13 protein-coding genes are annotated in these 14028 nt (G+C 65.4%); 6 read left to right on the top strand and 7 right to left on the bottom strand.

The features are described from left to right. The first annotated feature begins 40 nt into the window (after positions 1-40). Together QX073_RS07410 and QX073_RS07405 are read left to right on the top strand one after the other, a co-directional pair. The gene (locus tag QX073_RS07410) at positions 41-595 is read left to right on the top strand and encodes an SRPBCC family protein (protein WP_315711749.1); all 555 of its coding nucleotides are present in this window, start codon (positions 41-43) and stop codon (positions 593-595) included. A gap of 219 nt (positions 596-814) precedes the next feature. Then, positions 815-1747 (top strand): cytochrome D1 domain-containing protein, encoded by a 933-nt coding sequence (locus tag QX073_RS07405; RefSeq protein WP_315712611.1) that lies wholly within the window; start codon positions 815-817, stop codon positions 1745-1747. Positions 1748-1931: 184 nt separating this feature from the next. Here QX073_RS07405 and QX073_RS07400 read toward each other — a convergent pair whose 3' ends face one another. Continuing rightward, a complete protein-coding gene (locus QX073_RS07400; protein WP_315751033.1) occupies positions 1932-2576 on the bottom strand; it encodes an HAD hydrolase-like protein in 645 nt (214 codons plus the stop codon). A gap of 272 nt (positions 2577-2848) precedes the next feature. Here QX073_RS07400 and QX073_RS07395 point away from each other — a divergent pair, with 272 nt between their 5' ends. The 3 genes from QX073_RS07395 (at position 2849) to QX073_RS07385 (ending at position 4884) form a co-directional block, all read left to right on the top strand. Next, positions 2849-3841, top strand: coding sequence for a lipase family protein (locus QX073_RS07395; RefSeq protein WP_316165342.1), 993 nt, complete (start codon positions 2849-2851; stop codon positions 3839-3841). Positions 3842-4002: 161 nt separating this feature from the next. Continuing rightward, positions 4003-4317 carry a hypothetical protein gene (locus tag QX073_RS07390; protein WP_315711753.1) on the top strand — a complete coding sequence of 105 codons (315 nt, stop codon included), beginning with the start codon at positions 4003-4005 and terminating at the stop codon, positions 4315-4317. Positions 4318-4554: 237 nt separating this feature from the next. Then, positions 4555-4884 carry a hypothetical protein gene (locus QX073_RS07385; RefSeq protein ID WP_315751036.1) on the top strand — a complete coding sequence of 110 codons (330 nt, stop codon included), beginning with the start codon at positions 4555-4557 and terminating at the stop codon, positions 4882-4884. Positions 4885-5075: 191 nt separating this feature from the next. On the opposite strand, the gene uvrA is transcribed toward QX073_RS07385, so the two are convergent. The 6 genes from uvrA to QX073_RS07355 form a co-directional block, all read right to left on the bottom strand. After that, a complete protein-coding gene (uvrA, locus tag QX073_RS07380) occupies positions 5076-8069 on the bottom strand; it encodes an excinuclease ABC subunit UvrA (RefSeq protein ID WP_316225517.1) in 2994 nt (997 codons plus the stop codon). 277 nt (positions 8070-8346) lie between these two features. Next, on the bottom strand, positions 8347-8991 hold the full coding sequence (locus tag QX073_RS07375; protein WP_315827541.1) for a porin family protein: 645 nt from the start codon (positions 8989-8991) through the stop codon (positions 8347-8349). Positions 8992-9284: 293 nt separating this feature from the next. Further along, entirely contained in the window at positions 9285-10025 is a 741-nt protein-coding gene (locus QX073_RS07370) for an outer membrane protein (RefSeq protein ID WP_315827542.1), read from the bottom strand. A gap of 212 nt (positions 10026-10237) precedes the next feature. After that, positions 10238-11023 (bottom strand): outer membrane protein, encoded by a 786-nt coding sequence (locus QX073_RS07365; RefSeq protein WP_315827543.1) that lies wholly within the window; start codon positions 11021-11023, stop codon positions 10238-10240. Positions 11024-11287: 264 nt separating this feature from the next. Next, complete coding sequence (locus QX073_RS07360) at positions 11288-12043, bottom strand: outer membrane protein (RefSeq protein ID WP_316170186.1); 756 nt, start codon at positions 12041-12043, stop codon at positions 11288-11290. A 192-nt stretch (positions 12044-12235) separates the two neighbouring features. Further along, positions 12236-12991 carry an outer membrane protein gene (locus QX073_RS07355; RefSeq protein WP_315711763.1) on the bottom strand — a complete coding sequence of 252 codons (756 nt, stop codon included), beginning with the start codon at positions 12989-12991 and terminating at the stop codon, positions 12236-12238. Between the two features lie 462 nt (positions 12992-13453). Here QX073_RS07355 and QX073_RS07350 point away from each other — a divergent pair, with 462 nt between their 5' ends. Next, positions 13454-13951: a single-stranded DNA-binding protein gene (locus QX073_RS07350; protein ID WP_315711764.1), complete on the top strand. Its 498-nt coding sequence runs from the start codon at positions 13454-13456 to the stop codon at positions 13949-13951. The last annotated feature ends 77 nt before the right edge of the window (positions 13952-14028 follow it).

Raw genomic sequence — 14028 nt, 5'->3', positions numbered from 1 at the left:
GCCGGATGCGCCGGCCAATGAGAGTGACTGAGGAAACGACATGAGGATGGTGTTCGGCAAGGCGCTGGCCGTGACGGCGGCGCTCGCGATCGCAACGACGGCCCTGACCACAGCGGATGCGCATGGTCCGACCCGGCGCAAGGTGCAGGAGCACGTCGAGATCAACGCCGCGCCCGCCAAGGTGTGGGCCGTGATCGGCAACTTCCAGGACATGAGCTGGCTCGGCGTCGTCGACAAGACCGCGGGCGACAAGGGCAACGAGATTGGCGCCACGCGCAAGCTGACCCTGAAGGGCGGCGCTACCGTCGACGAGGAGCTCTACAAATACGACGCCGAGAAGATGAGCTATTCGTACCGTATCACCGCCGTCGACGTGAAGGTGCTGCCGGTGACGAACTACTCGTCGACCATCGCGGTGACGCCGAGTGCGGACGGCAAGGGCAGCGTGGTCGAATGGACCGGCGCGTTCTACCGCGGCTTCCCCAACAACGATCCGCCACCGGAACTGAACGACGAGGCCGCGGTCAATGCGGTGACCGGCCTGTACAAGGGCGGGCTCGAAGGACTGAAGAAGAAGGTGGAAAGCGGGAGCTGATTGGATACGACCATGTCGCCAAGTCAGCGCTGCGCTCCCTCTCTCCGTTCTTACGGGGAAAGGGTTGGGGTAAGGGGCTGCCGAACGGGTGGTGTGGGTGGTGGGACCTGTGCCCCCTCACCCGGATTGCATCTGGCGATGCAATCCGACCTCTCCCCGCAAGCGGGGCGAGGTGGGTACAAGGCAAGGCGCTGCACCACTCATCGTCTCCCAGATCCTATTCGAGCGTTTCTGCTCGCAGCCTTGCTCGTCTGCTGCGCCAGTGCCCATGCCGAGGAGGCCTTCGTCACCAACCAGCTCAGCGACGATCTGACGATCGTCGACCTCGCGACCTCGAAGCCGGTGGCGACGATCCCGATCGGCGGCAAGCCGGCCGGCGTCGCGGTGGCTGCCGACGGACGCTTCGCCTATGTGGCGAGCCCGGACGACAAGAGCGTGAGCGTCGTCGACGCTGTCGCGCGAAAGGTGGTTGGACGGGTCGAGGTCGGTGGCGGGCCGCTCGGCATTGCCGTGACGCCGGACGGTTCGACGGTCTACGTCGCAGACTGGTACAACGCCGCAATCCGCGTGATCGATGCGAAGACCCGGACCGTGACCGGCAGCATCGCGGTCGGCGCCTCGCCGTCGGGGCTTGCGGTGACACAAGACGGCAAGCTGCTGCTCTCCGCCGACCGCGATGACGACATGGTCTCGGTGATCGACACGGCGACGCGCCAGCGCCTTGCGACCATCAAGGTCGGCACGCGGCCGTTCGGTGTCACCATCGACGCCGAGGGCAAGCGCGCCTACACGGCAAATGTCGCCTCCAACGACGTCTCGGTGATCGACCTCGCCGAGCGCCGCGAGATCGGCCGGGTCAAGACCGGTTTGCGGCCCTATGCGGTGGCGCTGGCGCAGGGCAGGGGCTTCGCCACCGACCAGTATGACGGCACGGTCAGCGTGTTCGACCTGGCGAGCCTGCAGCCGCTCAAGCGCATTAGCGTCGGCGACTATCCGGAGGGCATCGAGGCGACCGCCGACGGCCAGCGCGTCATCGTCGCCAATTGGGAGAGCAACATTCTGAGCGTCATCGACGTGGCCGCGCTGAAGGTCACCGGAGAGATCAAGGTCGGCGACGGTCCGCGCGCATTCGGCGCGTTCCTGCGGCGGTGAGCAGGTCCGCCGGTGGCGGAAATGGAGTTGCATCTGCAGCCTCCGTCACTGCGAGCGCAGCGGCGCAGCGAAGCAATCGAGGCCGCGCGAAGACTCTGGACTGCTTCGCTGCGCTCGCAATGACGCGGTGAGGTTATCGAGGCTCGTCACTATCCCTGCATGTCGCCGGCGGCGCTGATGCAGGCTACGAATCTCGTCTGGCGGGCACCACCAACCGCTCCACGATCTCGTCCATCCGGGTGAACAGCATCTCCGGCTGGTGGTCGCGCAGCGCCTGCTCCGCGGCATAGCCCCATGTCACCGCGCCGAAGGCGATGCCGGCGGCACGCGCCGCCTCGATGTCGCGGGTCTCGTCGCCGATCGCGATGGCCTCTGCCGGGTCGACGCGCAGCCGCTTCAGCACCCGGCGAAACTTCCGTGCCTTGCCGAACACCGAGGCCGAGCAATCGAAATCGGCGAACAGCCCGGCGCGCGATCCGAGCTTCTGCCGCGCGTTGGCCTCGCTGTCCGACGAGACCAATGCGAGCATGGTGCCGTTCGCGGCAAGGGTGTCGAGCATGATGTCGACGCCTGCGAACAGCGGGATGCTCGCTGCATGCGCCGTCTTCAGTTGGCGCACGTGGCGCGCGATGAAGGGCAGCTTCCAGCGCGGCACCTGAAGGAAATCGAGGATCTCACGGGTCGAGGCATGGCGGAGCCCGTTGATGTCCTCGTCCTTCACCTGACGAAAGCCGAAGCGCTGCGCGACGACGTTCACGTGGGTGCGAAACCACGGGAAGCTGTCGGCGAGCGTGCCGTCGAGATCAAAGATGACGAGAGAGTAGGGCATCGCGCGAGGTGAGCGTGGCGAGGAGCTGATGATCGTCGAGGCGTGTCGTCCTGCGACAGCCTGCGCCATAGCAATGGGAGGGGCGGCGCGCAATGAGATGCGATCATTGCGTGTCGCAGCTCCACGGTGACGTTCGATGATCAGGGGTTGAACATGTTGTGATGTGCACCTGGAGATAACGCGGTCTATCATCCCGGTGGGCCGGCGGATCAGGGTCTGCCTGCCCGATTTGATCGAAATTGTTTTCATCATTCAAGCCAGAGAGATTTCACATGGCCCTCAACAAGGTTGCTGCAGCGTATCTGTCCTACTTCGCCTATATCGACGACGCGCTCGATGTGGTTCAGCCGAGCGATTTCGTGGCGATGCTGAAGTCCGTCCCATCGGGTGCGGCGAACGGTCCGTGGTCGCTATGCTGGGGCCCGGCGGTCAACAACGGCGTGCTCGCCTACGTCGCGCAAGGCAGCGACGGGAGCTACGCGGTGGCGTTCCGCGGCACCGATGTTGATGGCTCGGTCGCCGGCGCGTTCGAGAACGTGCTCGCCGATGCCGATGCTGTCTTCCAGGTGCCGTGGCTGTATCCGCAGCAGGCCGGAGCGCCGCTGCAGATCAGCGCCGGAATCAACGACGCGCTGGCGCTGGTCATCGCGCTCACCGATCCCACGACGGACCTGTCGCTGCTGGACTATCTGCGCGGCCTTGCGGCCAAGCAGAACCTGCAACTGATGGTGACCGGGCACAGCCTCGGCGGCGCGCTCGCCGTGGTGGCGACGGCGTGGCTGCAGGACCAGTTGCCGAAGCTGAACTCGTCGCTGACGTTCACGCTGTGGCCGCACACCTTCGCGGCTCCGACGATGTGGAACGCGGGCTTCGCGACGACCTTCGCAAAGAGCTACACCTATTACGCGGCGGTCAACAGCAACGACATCGTGCCGATGGCCTGGGCCAACCTGAACGGAATTCTCGGTACCTATCCGCCGCCGGCGCCGGTCCTGAAGGATACCAACTACTACTCGATCTACAAACCGCTCGAGTGGCTCAGCGCAGCGATCCCGACCTATACGTCGATTGCGCCGAGCAATCCGGATCTGTTCACGATCACGCCGATCGTCGAGGCGAACGACTCCTGGACCGCGGAAGCCGGCTACATGCATTCCATGCAGCTGCAGTATTTCCCGCATGCGACCGGCACGAAGGCGCCGCCGCTGCCGGGAGTCACCAAGACCGGCGTGGCGCGGCCACGGGCGGTCGCCGTCGCGGCCTGAGCGCCGCAGGGCAGCTTTTGCGGGGCTGGGTTCGCTCAGTCCTGCAAGGGGGCTCGGTGCGTCGGCCAATCAACCTTTCATCACGATTATTGTGAGTGTGCGCTGCGGGAACGCCTGGCGCCGTGCGGTGGTTGACCCCGCACAGAAGCAAGGAGAGAGACATGCAACGCACGATCAAGATGGCCGCGCTGGCCGGAGCCACGCTGGTGATCGGCACCGCCGCTGCGTCCGCGCAGGGCTATGCCCGATTCGGCGACTCCATGGCCTGGGTGCCGCCGGCGCAGACCTCCGATTCCGAGCCGGTGTATGGCGCAGCGCCGGCGCCGGCCTACGCGCCGGGTCCGGTGGCTGGCCCAGTGGCCTGGGGCGGCGGTTACAACGGCACCAACCATCCGACCCCGGGCTCGACCCAGGGCGATGTCGGCCCGTCCGGCAACAACAACGGCACGCTGACCGGCGCCTACCGGCAGTGGTAGTTGCCGTCTGGCGCTGAAGTGAGTCGATCAAGCCCGCCGCTCGGACAAGAGCGGCGGGTTTGTCGTCTGAGAGGGCGCCCAGGCGCTTGCGAGATGATGCGACCAGCATTCTGGATCATCTGATCGCGGCAACGTGAGCGCCACGTTGTGTCGCACACATGTTGTGGCGGGTGGCGGAACTGCCGGGGCATGACGATGGTTTGTTCCTCGATGAATTGGGAACAACGGAGCAAGTTCATGACACGCACGTTTGGATTGGCAGCGCTCACCGCCGTCACGCTGGTCGCCGGCACGATCGGCGCCTCGGCCGGCGAATACGGGCCGGGCGGCTACGGCTATGGCGGCCAGGTCACCAGCACCTATGCCTACCGCGATTCCTTCGCCTGGGCGCCAGGGCCGGTCTATGAGGAAGGCTACGTCGCCGTCGCGCCGGGCCCGTATGACGGCCCGGGCTGGGGCGCCGGCTACAACGGCACCAACCACCCGACCCCAAGCTCGACCCAGGGCGACGTCGGCCCGCGCGGCAACAACAACGGCACGCGGAGCGGGTATTATCGCCAGTGGTAATCTGAGTTCGTTGCAGAAACATCGAGCCCGCCGCTCTGCAGGGAGCGGCGGGCTTTGCTGTGATGAACCGGTATCGACCACATGCGTCATTGCGAGGAGCGCAGCGACGAAGCAATCCAGAGTCGCGTACGCGGCCCTGGATTGCTTCGCTTCGCTCGCAATGACGATCGATACAAGGGAGTTGAGGGCAACTACTCCGCCGCCTCGCTGGCGGCGCCGCGGCCGCGCTTCTTCGGCTTGGCCGACTTCTCCAGCACCGGCTTGAGGAACTGCCCGGTGTAGCTGCGCGGCGCCTTGACGATATCTTCCGGCGGGCCCCAGGCGACGATCTCGCCGCCGCCGTCGCCGCCTTCGGGGCCGAGGTCGATGACCCAGTCGGCGGTCTTGATGACCTCGAGATTGTGCTCGATCACGACCACCGTGTTGCCCTGCGCGACCAGCTCGTGCAGCACCTCCAAGAGCTTCTTGACGTCGTGGAAGTGCAGGCCCGTCGTCGGCTCGTCCAGGATGTAGAGCGTGCGGCCGGTGGCGCGCTTGGAGAGCTCCTTGGCGAGCTTGACGCGCTGGGCCTCGCCGCCGGACAGCGTGGTGGCCTGCTGGCCGACATGGATGTAGTCGAGGCCGACGCGGCGCAGGGTCTCGAAGGTGTCGCGCACGCGCGGCACCGCCTTGAAGAACTCCGCGGCCTCCTCGACCGTCATGTCGAGCACGTCGGCGATCGACTTGCCCTTGAACAGCACGTCGAGCGTCTCGCGGTTGTAGCGCTTGCCCTTGCAGACGTCGCAGGTGACGTAGACGTCGGGCAGGAAGTGCATCTCGATCTTGATGACGCCGTCGCCCTGGCACGCCTCGCAGCGGCCACCCTTGACGTTGAACGAGAACCGGCCCGGCTCGTAGCCGCGCGCCTTGGATTCGGGGAGGCCGGCGAACCATTCGCGGATCGGCGTGAACGCGCCGGTATAGGTCGCGGGGTTTGAGCGCGGCGTGCGGCCGATCGGCGACTGGTCGATGTCGATGATCTTGTCGATATGCTCCAGCCCCTCGATGCGGTCGTGCGGCGCGGCGGCCTCGTTGGCGCCGTTGAGCTTGCGTGCGATCGCCTTGTAGAGCGTGTCGATCAGGAGCGTCGACTTGCCGCCGCCGGACACGCCTGTGATCGCGGTGAACAGGCCGAGCGGGATCTCGGCCGAGACGTTCTTCAGATTGTTGCCGCGGGCGTTGACGACCTTGATGGTGCGGCGATGGTTCGGCGGCCGCCGCTCGGGCACCTCGACCTCGAGCTCGCCGGTGAGATATTTGCCGGTCAGCGACGCCGGATTGCGCATGATCTCGGCCGGAGTGCCCTCGGCGACGATGTGGCCGCCATGGGTGCCGGCGCCGGGACCGATGTCGAGCACATAGTCGGCGAGGCGAATCGCGTCCTCGTCATGTTCGACGACGATGACGGTGTTGCCAAGGTCGCGCAGCCGCTTCAGCGTGTCGAGCAGGCGGGCATTGTCGCGCTGGTGCAGGCCGATCGACGGCTCGTCGAGCACGTAGAGCACGCCGGTCAGCCCCGAGCCGATCTGCGACGCCAGGCGGATGCGCTGGCTCTCGCCGCCGGACAGCGTGCCGGAGGAGCGCGCCAGGGTCAGGTAGTTGAGGCCGACGTCGAGCAGGAAGGTGAGGCGGTCGCGGATCTCCTTCAGGATTCGCGTGGCGATCTCGGTCTGCTGCGCGTTCAGGGCCTTCGGCACCTCGGCAAACCATTCTCCGGCGGCCTTGACGGAGAGGTCGCTGATCTCGCCGATGTGCTTGCCGCCGACCTTGACGCACAGCGCCTCGGGCTTCAGCCGAAAACCCTTGCAGCCGGCGCAGGGCACGTCGTTGAAGTATTTGCCGAGCTCCTCGCGCGCCCACTCGCTCTCGGTCTCGCGGAAGCGGCGCTCGATGTTGGTGATGACGCCCTCGAACGGCTTCTTGGTGTCGTAGGCGCGGACGCCGTCCTCATAGGTGAACTTGATCTCGTCGTCGCCGGAGCCGTGCAGCAGCGCGTTCTGCGTCTTCTTCGGCAGGTCCTTCCACTTGGTGTCCAGCGTGAACTTGTAGAACTTGCCGAGCGCGGTCAGCGTCTGCAGGTAATAGGGCGACGACGACTTGGCCCAGGGCGCGATCGCGCCCTTGCGCAGGGTGACGTCCTTGTCGGGAATGACGAGGTCGGCATCGACGTGCTGCTCGACCCCCAGGCCGCCGCATTCCGGGCAGGCGCCGTAGGGGTTGTTGAACGAGAACAGCCGCGGCTCGATCTCGGGGATCGTGAAGCCGGAGACCGGGCAGGCGAACTTCTCCGAGAACAGGATGCGCTCGGGCCCGCTCTTGTCGTGGATCTTTGCGGTTTTCTTCTTTTCCTTCTCCTCCGCCGGCGCGGCCGAGGCGGGAGCGTCCGCGAACTCGATGACGGCCAGGCCTTCGGCGAGCTTCAGCGCAGTCTCGAAGCTTTCTGCGAGACGCTGGCCGATGTCGGGGCGCACGACGATGCGGTCGACGACGACGTCGATATCGTGCGGGAACTTCTTGTCGAGCGTCGGCGCCTCGGCGAGCTCATGGAAGGTGCCGTCGATCTTGACGCGCTGAAAGCCCTTCTTGAGATATTCGGCGAGCTCCTTCTTGTACTCGCCCTTGCGGCCGCGCACGACCGGCGCCAGCAGATAGAGGCGGGTGCCCTCGGGCATCGCCAGCACGCGGTCGACCATCTGCGAGACGGTCTGGCTTTCGATCGGCAGGCCGGTCGCCGGGGAGTAGGGCACGCCGACGCGCGCCCACAGCAGGCGCATGTAGTCGTAGATCTCGGTGACGGTGCCGACCGTCGAGCGCGGGTTCTTCGAGGTCGTCTTCTGCTCGATCGAGATCGCCGGCGACAGGCCGTCGATCTGGTCGACGTCCGGCTTCTGCATCATCTCCAGGAACTGGCGGGCATAAGCCGACAGCGATTCGACGTAGCGGCGCTGGCCCTCGGCGTAGATCGTATCGAAGGCGAGCGAGGACTTGCCGGAGCCGGACAGGCCGGTGAACACGACGAGCCTGTCGCGCGGGATCTCGACGTCGATGTTTTTCAGATTGTGCTCGCGGGCGCCGCGGATGGTGATGGCCCGCAGGCTCGACTGGTTGGCTTGCGCGCGCTGCTTGGCCTTGAGCACTTCATCCATGACGATCGTCCCACGGCGCAGAGTCGCGCCATCGTTGCAGGCGCGTTTCGCCGGAAGCCGGCCATCGGACGCCAGGGGGAAAAGGTATGGTCGGAACGTAGGAAGAACGGAGCTGGATTTCCAGTGCCGTCAGCGAATCATCAACAATGCGCTCAGGGAATGGCAGCGACTGGCAGGAGGCGGACCGGTTCCGTCCTGTTTTGTGCACGATCCCACAAAGAAAAAGCCTCCGCTCTGGCAGAGCGGAGGCTGTGTGCGTTGGCCCGGAGGCAAAAACTTAGAAGTGGTAGTTGATGCCGACCTGACCGGAATGCACGTTGAGGGTGCCGGTCGTGAGCGTGCCGAGGCCGGTGAAGGTGTAGCTCTCGCCACCGAAGCTCTTGTAGAGGTACTCGCCCTTCAGCGACCAGTTCGGGGCGAACATGTACTCGACGCCAGCGCCGACGGTCCAGCCGGAGTGGATCTTGCTGTCGGCAGCGGCGAAGCCGGGGGCCGTCAGCGAGATGCGGTTGTCGGCCCAGGCGTAACCACCGGTCGCGTACAGCAGGGTCGGGCCGAAGGCGTAGCCGATGCGGCCGCGGACAGTGCCCCAGTCGCGGATCTTGGACTCGGCGTTGACACCGAGCGCGCCGACGTTTGCGTTGATGTCGGCCCAAGCGGCGTCGGCCTCGAGGCCGAACACGACAGCACCCTGCTGCCAGTTGTAGCCGACGGTGCCGCCGGCGAAGCCGCCCTTCATGGCCGCGAAGTCAGCATTCTCGTTGGCATAGCCGCCCATGGCACCGATGTAGAAGCCGGTCCAGGTCAGCACCGGCGCGGCAACCGGGGCCTTGGTGTAGGTCGGGCGTGCGGCAAGATCAGCGGCGGCAGCGGGAGCGGCCAGGGCGGCCAAGGCCACGGTCGCGAGCAGGATCTTCTTCATTCCAGTCTCCAGTTTATTTTTATTCCTCGAAGTCCGCATCGCACCGATAAGCTTACGCACGAAACAGACTCACCCGTTCAAGTTGACGAGGTTCCTATAGCCCGGTTCCGTACGGATTACCGTCACCCTGAAGACACACTCGCGCCCAAACCGCGTTTTTACGGCCAAGTTCCAGAAAGCCTATGTCACTCAGTTACTTGGTTCCGGGTGTGGCGAGCCGGCAAGGTGGCATCAGGGCAACAAAAAAGGCCGGCTTTCGCCGGCCCTTCTCGGAACCTGTCGGTTTGCAGGCATCAGTACTTTGCGATGACCGGGCCGCCGAAGTGGTAGCTGAGGCCGGCCTTGACCGTGTGAACGGTGTCCTTCCACTCGGAGCGGTTGAGCGCCGCAGCGCTGTACTGGATCGTGCTCTTGCCGAAGTCGAGATAGTTGTACTCGAGCTTGGCCGACCAGTTCGGCGCGAACATGTATTCGGCGCCGGCGCCGACCGTATAGCCCCAGCGGGTGGTGTTCTGGCTGAAGACGTTGCCGGGCACGCCGTCATAGCGATGCTGCAACTGGCCCACCGCGGCGCCGCCGCTGACGAAGAACAGGGCGGGACCGGCGGCATAGCCGAGGCGGCCCTTGATGTCGCCGAAGCTGGTCAGCTTGGTGAAGAAGGTGTCGCCGACGCCGGCATTGACCACGGCGGAGCGGCCGTTGATGTCGGCCCAGTGATAGTCGCCTTCGAGGCCGAACACGACGTTGTCGACCTGCCAGTTGTAGCCGACCACGCCGCCGACGAAGCCGCCATTGGTGTTGTAGTTCTGGGTGCCCAGGAAGCCCGGCGCATTGAAGCGGCCGAGGAAGGTCTCCTTGCTGGTGCCCCAGCCGCCGCCGCCCTGGATGCCGGCGTAGAGGCCCGACCAGCTCAGGATCTGCGCGACCATCGGCGGCGCCTTGGTGTACGGGCGGGCCGCCATGTCGGCCGCCGACGCGGATGTGGCGGATGCGATGCCGACGAGCGCCGTCGTGATCACAAGCAACTTCTTCATCAAATTCTCCCCCGGGAGGTTGGAATGACAAGCGATGGGCAAGTCATACACAGGGCATCCCGGAGAGGCTGTAACGCGCCCGCCACAGAAATGAAAAAGCGTTATATATCATATATTTAGCACAAAAACGCCGCGACGCTGCCGGGCTGTTGACACGAAAAAGGCCGGCGCGAGGGCCGGCCTTTCCGAATGCGTGCGAGCGGCGGCTTTTTTCAGTAGCGCGTGCCCATCGGCGCCCCGAATCGATAGTTCACGCGGACGGTCGCCATGTCGATGTCCTGCTTGATGGTATCGACGCGCGACAGCACGGTTGCGGTGGCCGGGAAGCTGATGTCGCGCGAGCCCATGAACAGGTGGTCGTACTCGACGGCGACCGACCAGTTCGGCGCGAAGCCGAACTCGACGCCGGTACCGACGGTGCCGCCCCAGCGGGTCTCACTGGCGGAATCCAGCAGTGTGCCGACCGGGAAGGGCGCGGCCGCATTCGCCGTGCCGGTGTATTTGTTGTGGGTGACGGCGGCGCCGCCCTTCACGTACCAGAGCACGTTGCCCCAGGCGTAGCCGACCTGGCCGGTGAACAGGCCGATCGCATCGGTCTTGGTGGTGTTGGTGATGCCCGCGGCCAGCGCAGCCGTGCTCGCATTGGACGACTTCAGGTCGGTCCAGTTGCCCTGGGCCTCGACGCCGAACACCCAGCTCGCCGCCTGCCAGCGATAGCCGACCTGGCCGCCGATGAGGCCGCTCGAGGCGTTGTGGCAGCCTTCGGACTGGGTCGGCACGACCGCCACGCCGCCGACGCGGTTGAGCGTCCAGCAATTGTGGCTCCAGTCGGCGCCGCCATTGACGCCGAGGTAGAACCCGGCCCAGCTCGGCAGCGGCGTGACATAGGCCGGCGGCGGCGCCTTGCTGTAAGGGCGCGTCGCGAAGTCGGCCGCCGAGGCCGGCGCCAGTCCCAGCGCCGCGGCGCTTGCGGTCAAGATCAAGGTCGTCTTCTGCATTCGTCTCTCCCCAGTCCCAATACACCACGCTCCGGATCCCTCCGATCCGGGCCCACGCGAAGGTGGCCTGTGGCTGGTTGTAAGGGAGACTGCTTTCCAAACTCGTGACCGGGACGAGCCGTGTGGCGGGATGTGCCGATCGTGCTTAAGCGCGGGTAAAGACGGCGACTGCCAGAGCCGACGGGGGGAGCTGTGTCACAGCGTGAGTGACGACAGGCCGGGCAAGCGCCGCCGCGTGAGATCCCGAGTGTCAGCCCTCGAGGGTCAGTGCTTGGAAACGACGGGACCGCCCCAGCGATAGTTCACGCGGACCGTCGCCATGTCGACGTCCTGGCCGACCGCATCGGTCCGGCCCGCGGCTCCAAGGGGAACACCCGAGAAGCCGAAGGTGCGGTTGCCCATGAACAGGTGCTCGTATTCGGCTGCGACCGACCAGTTCTTGGCGAAGCCGACCTCGACACCAGTCCCGACCGCAGCCCCCCAGCGCGTGGCGCTGGACACGTCGAGCACCACGCCCGTGGCCGTGGAGAGGCCGTTGTACTTCTCACCCGCGACCGCGGCGCCACCCTTCACGTACCAGAGCACGTTGTTCCAGGAATAGCCGATCTGGCCGGTGAACACGCCGATGCCGTTGATCTTGGTCTGGTTGGTCACGGCCGGGGCGAACTGGCTGGTGTTGCTGCCCTTGAGGTTGGCCCAGTTGCCTTGACCTTCGATGCCGAACACCCAGCCGCCAGCCTGCCAGCGATAGCCGATCTGGCCGCCCGCCAGCGCGCCGGTCGCATCATGGCAGCCTTCCGCGTTGGTTGCGGCCACGCCGGCAAAGCTGACCTTGTTGGTCCAGCAGGTGCGGGCCGCTGCGCCACCGGCATTCAGGCCGATATAGAAGCCACTCCAATCATAGATCGTCGTGATCATCGCAGGCGCTTTGGTGAAGGTGCGCGCGGGCAGATCGGCAGCGATGGCCGGCGCAATCCCCAGCGCCAGCGAAGTTGTCGCCCCCAGCAACAGCCTTCTCATCGCATTCCCCAAACCACGTCCGACGCCCGCACGCACGCTCTCACCAACGCCCACCCGCCGGACGTTGATAGCTCCTTCCGCCGTAAAAAGCCGTCACCCAAAGGACACAACGGCTCGGCAAGTGCCGGTTCTGGCACACAAAAAAGGCCGGCGCGAGGCCGGCCTTTCGACATATTCGCTTTTTGCGTGCAATCAGTAGCGCGACACGATCGGGCCGCCGAAGTGATAGGAGACGCCCGCCTTGACGGTGTGCACGGTGTCGCTCCACTCGGAGCGGTTGGTCGGAACCGCGCTGTACTGAATCGAGCTCTTGCCGAAGTCGAGATAGTTGTATTCGACCTTGGCCGACCAGTTCGGCGCGAACATGTACTCGGCGCCGGCACCGATCGTCCAACCCCAGCGCCAGTTGTTCTGAGCGAAGCTATTGGCCGCGCCACCATTGAGCGCCGCGTCGTAGCGGTGCTGGAGATCGCCGACGGCAGCGCCGCCGCTGACAAAGAACAGCGCCGGACCCGCAGCCCAGCCGAGGCGGCCCTTGATGTCGCCGAAGCCGCGCAGCCTGGTGAAGTAGGTATCGCCGAGACCGGCGTTGACGACGCCCGACCGGCCGTTGATGTCGGCCCAGTGATAGTCGCCCTCGAGACCGAACACGATGTTGTCGACCTGCCAGTTGTAGCCGACCACACCGCCGACGAAGCCGCCGCTGGTGTCATAGTTCTGGGTGCCGGCAAAGATCGCCGTATTCGGCGCCCCGAAGAAGGTCTCGTTGCTGCGGCCCCAGCCGCCGCCGCCCTGCAGGCCGAGGTAGAAGCCGGCCCAGGTCGGAAGCGGCGCCGGCGCCATCACCGGGGCCTTCGTGTACGGGCGGGCGGCGAGATCGGCGGCTCCCGCCGGCGTCAGCGCCCCCAAAACCATCAAGCTGACAGCTCCGAGAAAAATTCGTTTCATCCCAAGTCTCCCGCGTTGGGCGTCTCCAAAATGGTCCCCGGAGACGCTCGTCTGTGAAGTTGGTGCGACCACGCTTGCGGCCCCAATCCATCCTCAAATATACGCGATTCAACCCTGGATACCGTCTCCCAAAAGCCACAGCCGAGGAGGAAGTGAGGCTGGCTAACTTAATGAAAGTTAATCCCTTTTTCGTGAATAAGGGAACTTTTTCCGGGTTCCATTGCGAGAACTTGCGGTTCCATCGAGTTCCGTGGAACTCGACGCACGGTTGTAGACATATGCGCGCGAACAAAACTGGAACAATGGCCTTCCGCCTGCTATATGTGGATAAACAACGGACAGGGCGGGTGGACCGCGCGGCAACCGTATAGGGTCCGCCGCGAGAGGAAGGGTTAGCCACCGGACGCCGTGAGGCCGGTGTGGACGGCCGGTCCGATGATCGAGAACCGCGGGAGAGTGGTGATGGCGGGTAGTGTGAACAAGGTGATTCTGGTCGGCAATCTCGGCAAGGACCCCGAGATCCGGCGCACGCAGGATGGGCGGCCGATCGCCAATCTGAGCATTGCGACGTCGGAAACGTGGCGCGACAAGGCGACAGGCGAGCGCAAGGAAAAGACCGAGTGGCACCGCGTGGTGATCTTCAACGAAGGTCTTTGCAAGGTCGCCGAGCAGTATTTGAAGAAGGGCGCCAAGGTTTACATCGAGGGCGCGCTGCAGACCCGCAAATGGACCGATCAGAGCGGTGTCGAGAAGTACTCGACCGAGGTCGTGCTGCAGGGCTTCAACTCCACCCTGACGATGCTCGATGGCCGGGGCGGCGGTGGCGGCAGCTTCTCCGATGACATGGGTGGCGGTGATTTCGGCAGCAGCGGTCCGTCGATGGCGCCGCCGCGCCGCGCGGTTGCTTCGGCGGGCGGTGGCGGACGCAACAGCGACATGGACGACGACATTCCGTTCTGAGGCGCGCGCGGACGCTGCTGATGCGAGCCGGCTTGCCCGTGTCTGGACGGCAGGCCGGCGGTCATCCGAGGGGGGCG

The organism is Bradyrhizobium sp. SZCCHNS3052 (genome assembly GCF_032484495.1).
Classification (GTDB): Bacteria; Pseudomonadota; Alphaproteobacteria; order Rhizobiales; family Xanthobacteraceae; genus Bradyrhizobium.
This window is presented reverse-complemented; position numbering and strand designations above follow the sequence as displayed.

What these genes read in the sequence shown, in the direction of transcription:
- QX073_RS07410 (WP_315711749.1), top strand. Translation starts at nt 41, where the DNA reads ATGAGGATGGTGTTCGGCAAGGCGCTGGCCGTGACGGCGGCGCTCGCG.
- QX073_RS07400 (WP_315751033.1), bottom strand. Translation starts at nt 2,576, where the DNA reads ATGCCCTACTCTCTCGTCATCTTTGATCTCGACGGCACGCTCGCCGAC.
- QX073_RS07395 (WP_316165342.1), top strand. Translation starts at nt 2,849, where the DNA reads ATGGCCCTCAACAAGGTTGCTGCAGCGTATCTGTCCTACTTCGCCTAT.
- QX073_RS07390 (WP_315711753.1), top strand. Translation starts at nt 4,003, where the DNA reads ATGCAACGCACGATCAAGATGGCCGCGCTGGCCGGAGCCACGCTGGTG.
- QX073_RS07385 (WP_315751036.1), top strand. Translation starts at nt 4,555, where the DNA reads ATGACACGCACGTTTGGATTGGCAGCGCTCACCGCCGTCACGCTGGTC.
- uvrA (WP_316225517.1), bottom strand. Translation starts at nt 8,069, where the DNA reads ATGGATGAAGTGCTCAAGGCCAAGCAGCGCGCGCAAGCCAACCAGTCG.
- QX073_RS07375 (WP_315827541.1), bottom strand. Translation starts at nt 8,991, where the DNA reads ATGAAGAAGATCCTGCTCGCGACCGTGGCCTTGGCCGCCCTGGCCGCT.
- QX073_RS07370 (WP_315827542.1), bottom strand. Translation starts at nt 10,025, where the DNA reads ATGAAGAAGTTGCTTGTGATCACGACGGCGCTCGTCGGCATCGCATCC.
- QX073_RS07365 (WP_315827543.1), bottom strand. Translation starts at nt 11,023, where the DNA reads ATGCAGAAGACGACCTTGATCTTGACCGCAAGCGCCGCGGCGCTGGGA.
- QX073_RS07360 (WP_316170186.1), bottom strand. Translation starts at nt 12,043, where the DNA reads ATGAGAAGGCTGTTGCTGGGGGCGACAACTTCGCTGGCGCTGGGGATT.
- QX073_RS07355 (WP_315711763.1), bottom strand. Translation starts at nt 12,991, where the DNA reads ATGAAACGAATTTTTCTCGGAGCTGTCAGCTTGATGGTTTTGGGGGCG.
- QX073_RS07350 (WP_315711764.1), top strand. Translation starts at nt 13,454, where the DNA reads ATGGCGGGTAGTGTGAACAAGGTGATTCTGGTCGGCAATCTCGGCAAG.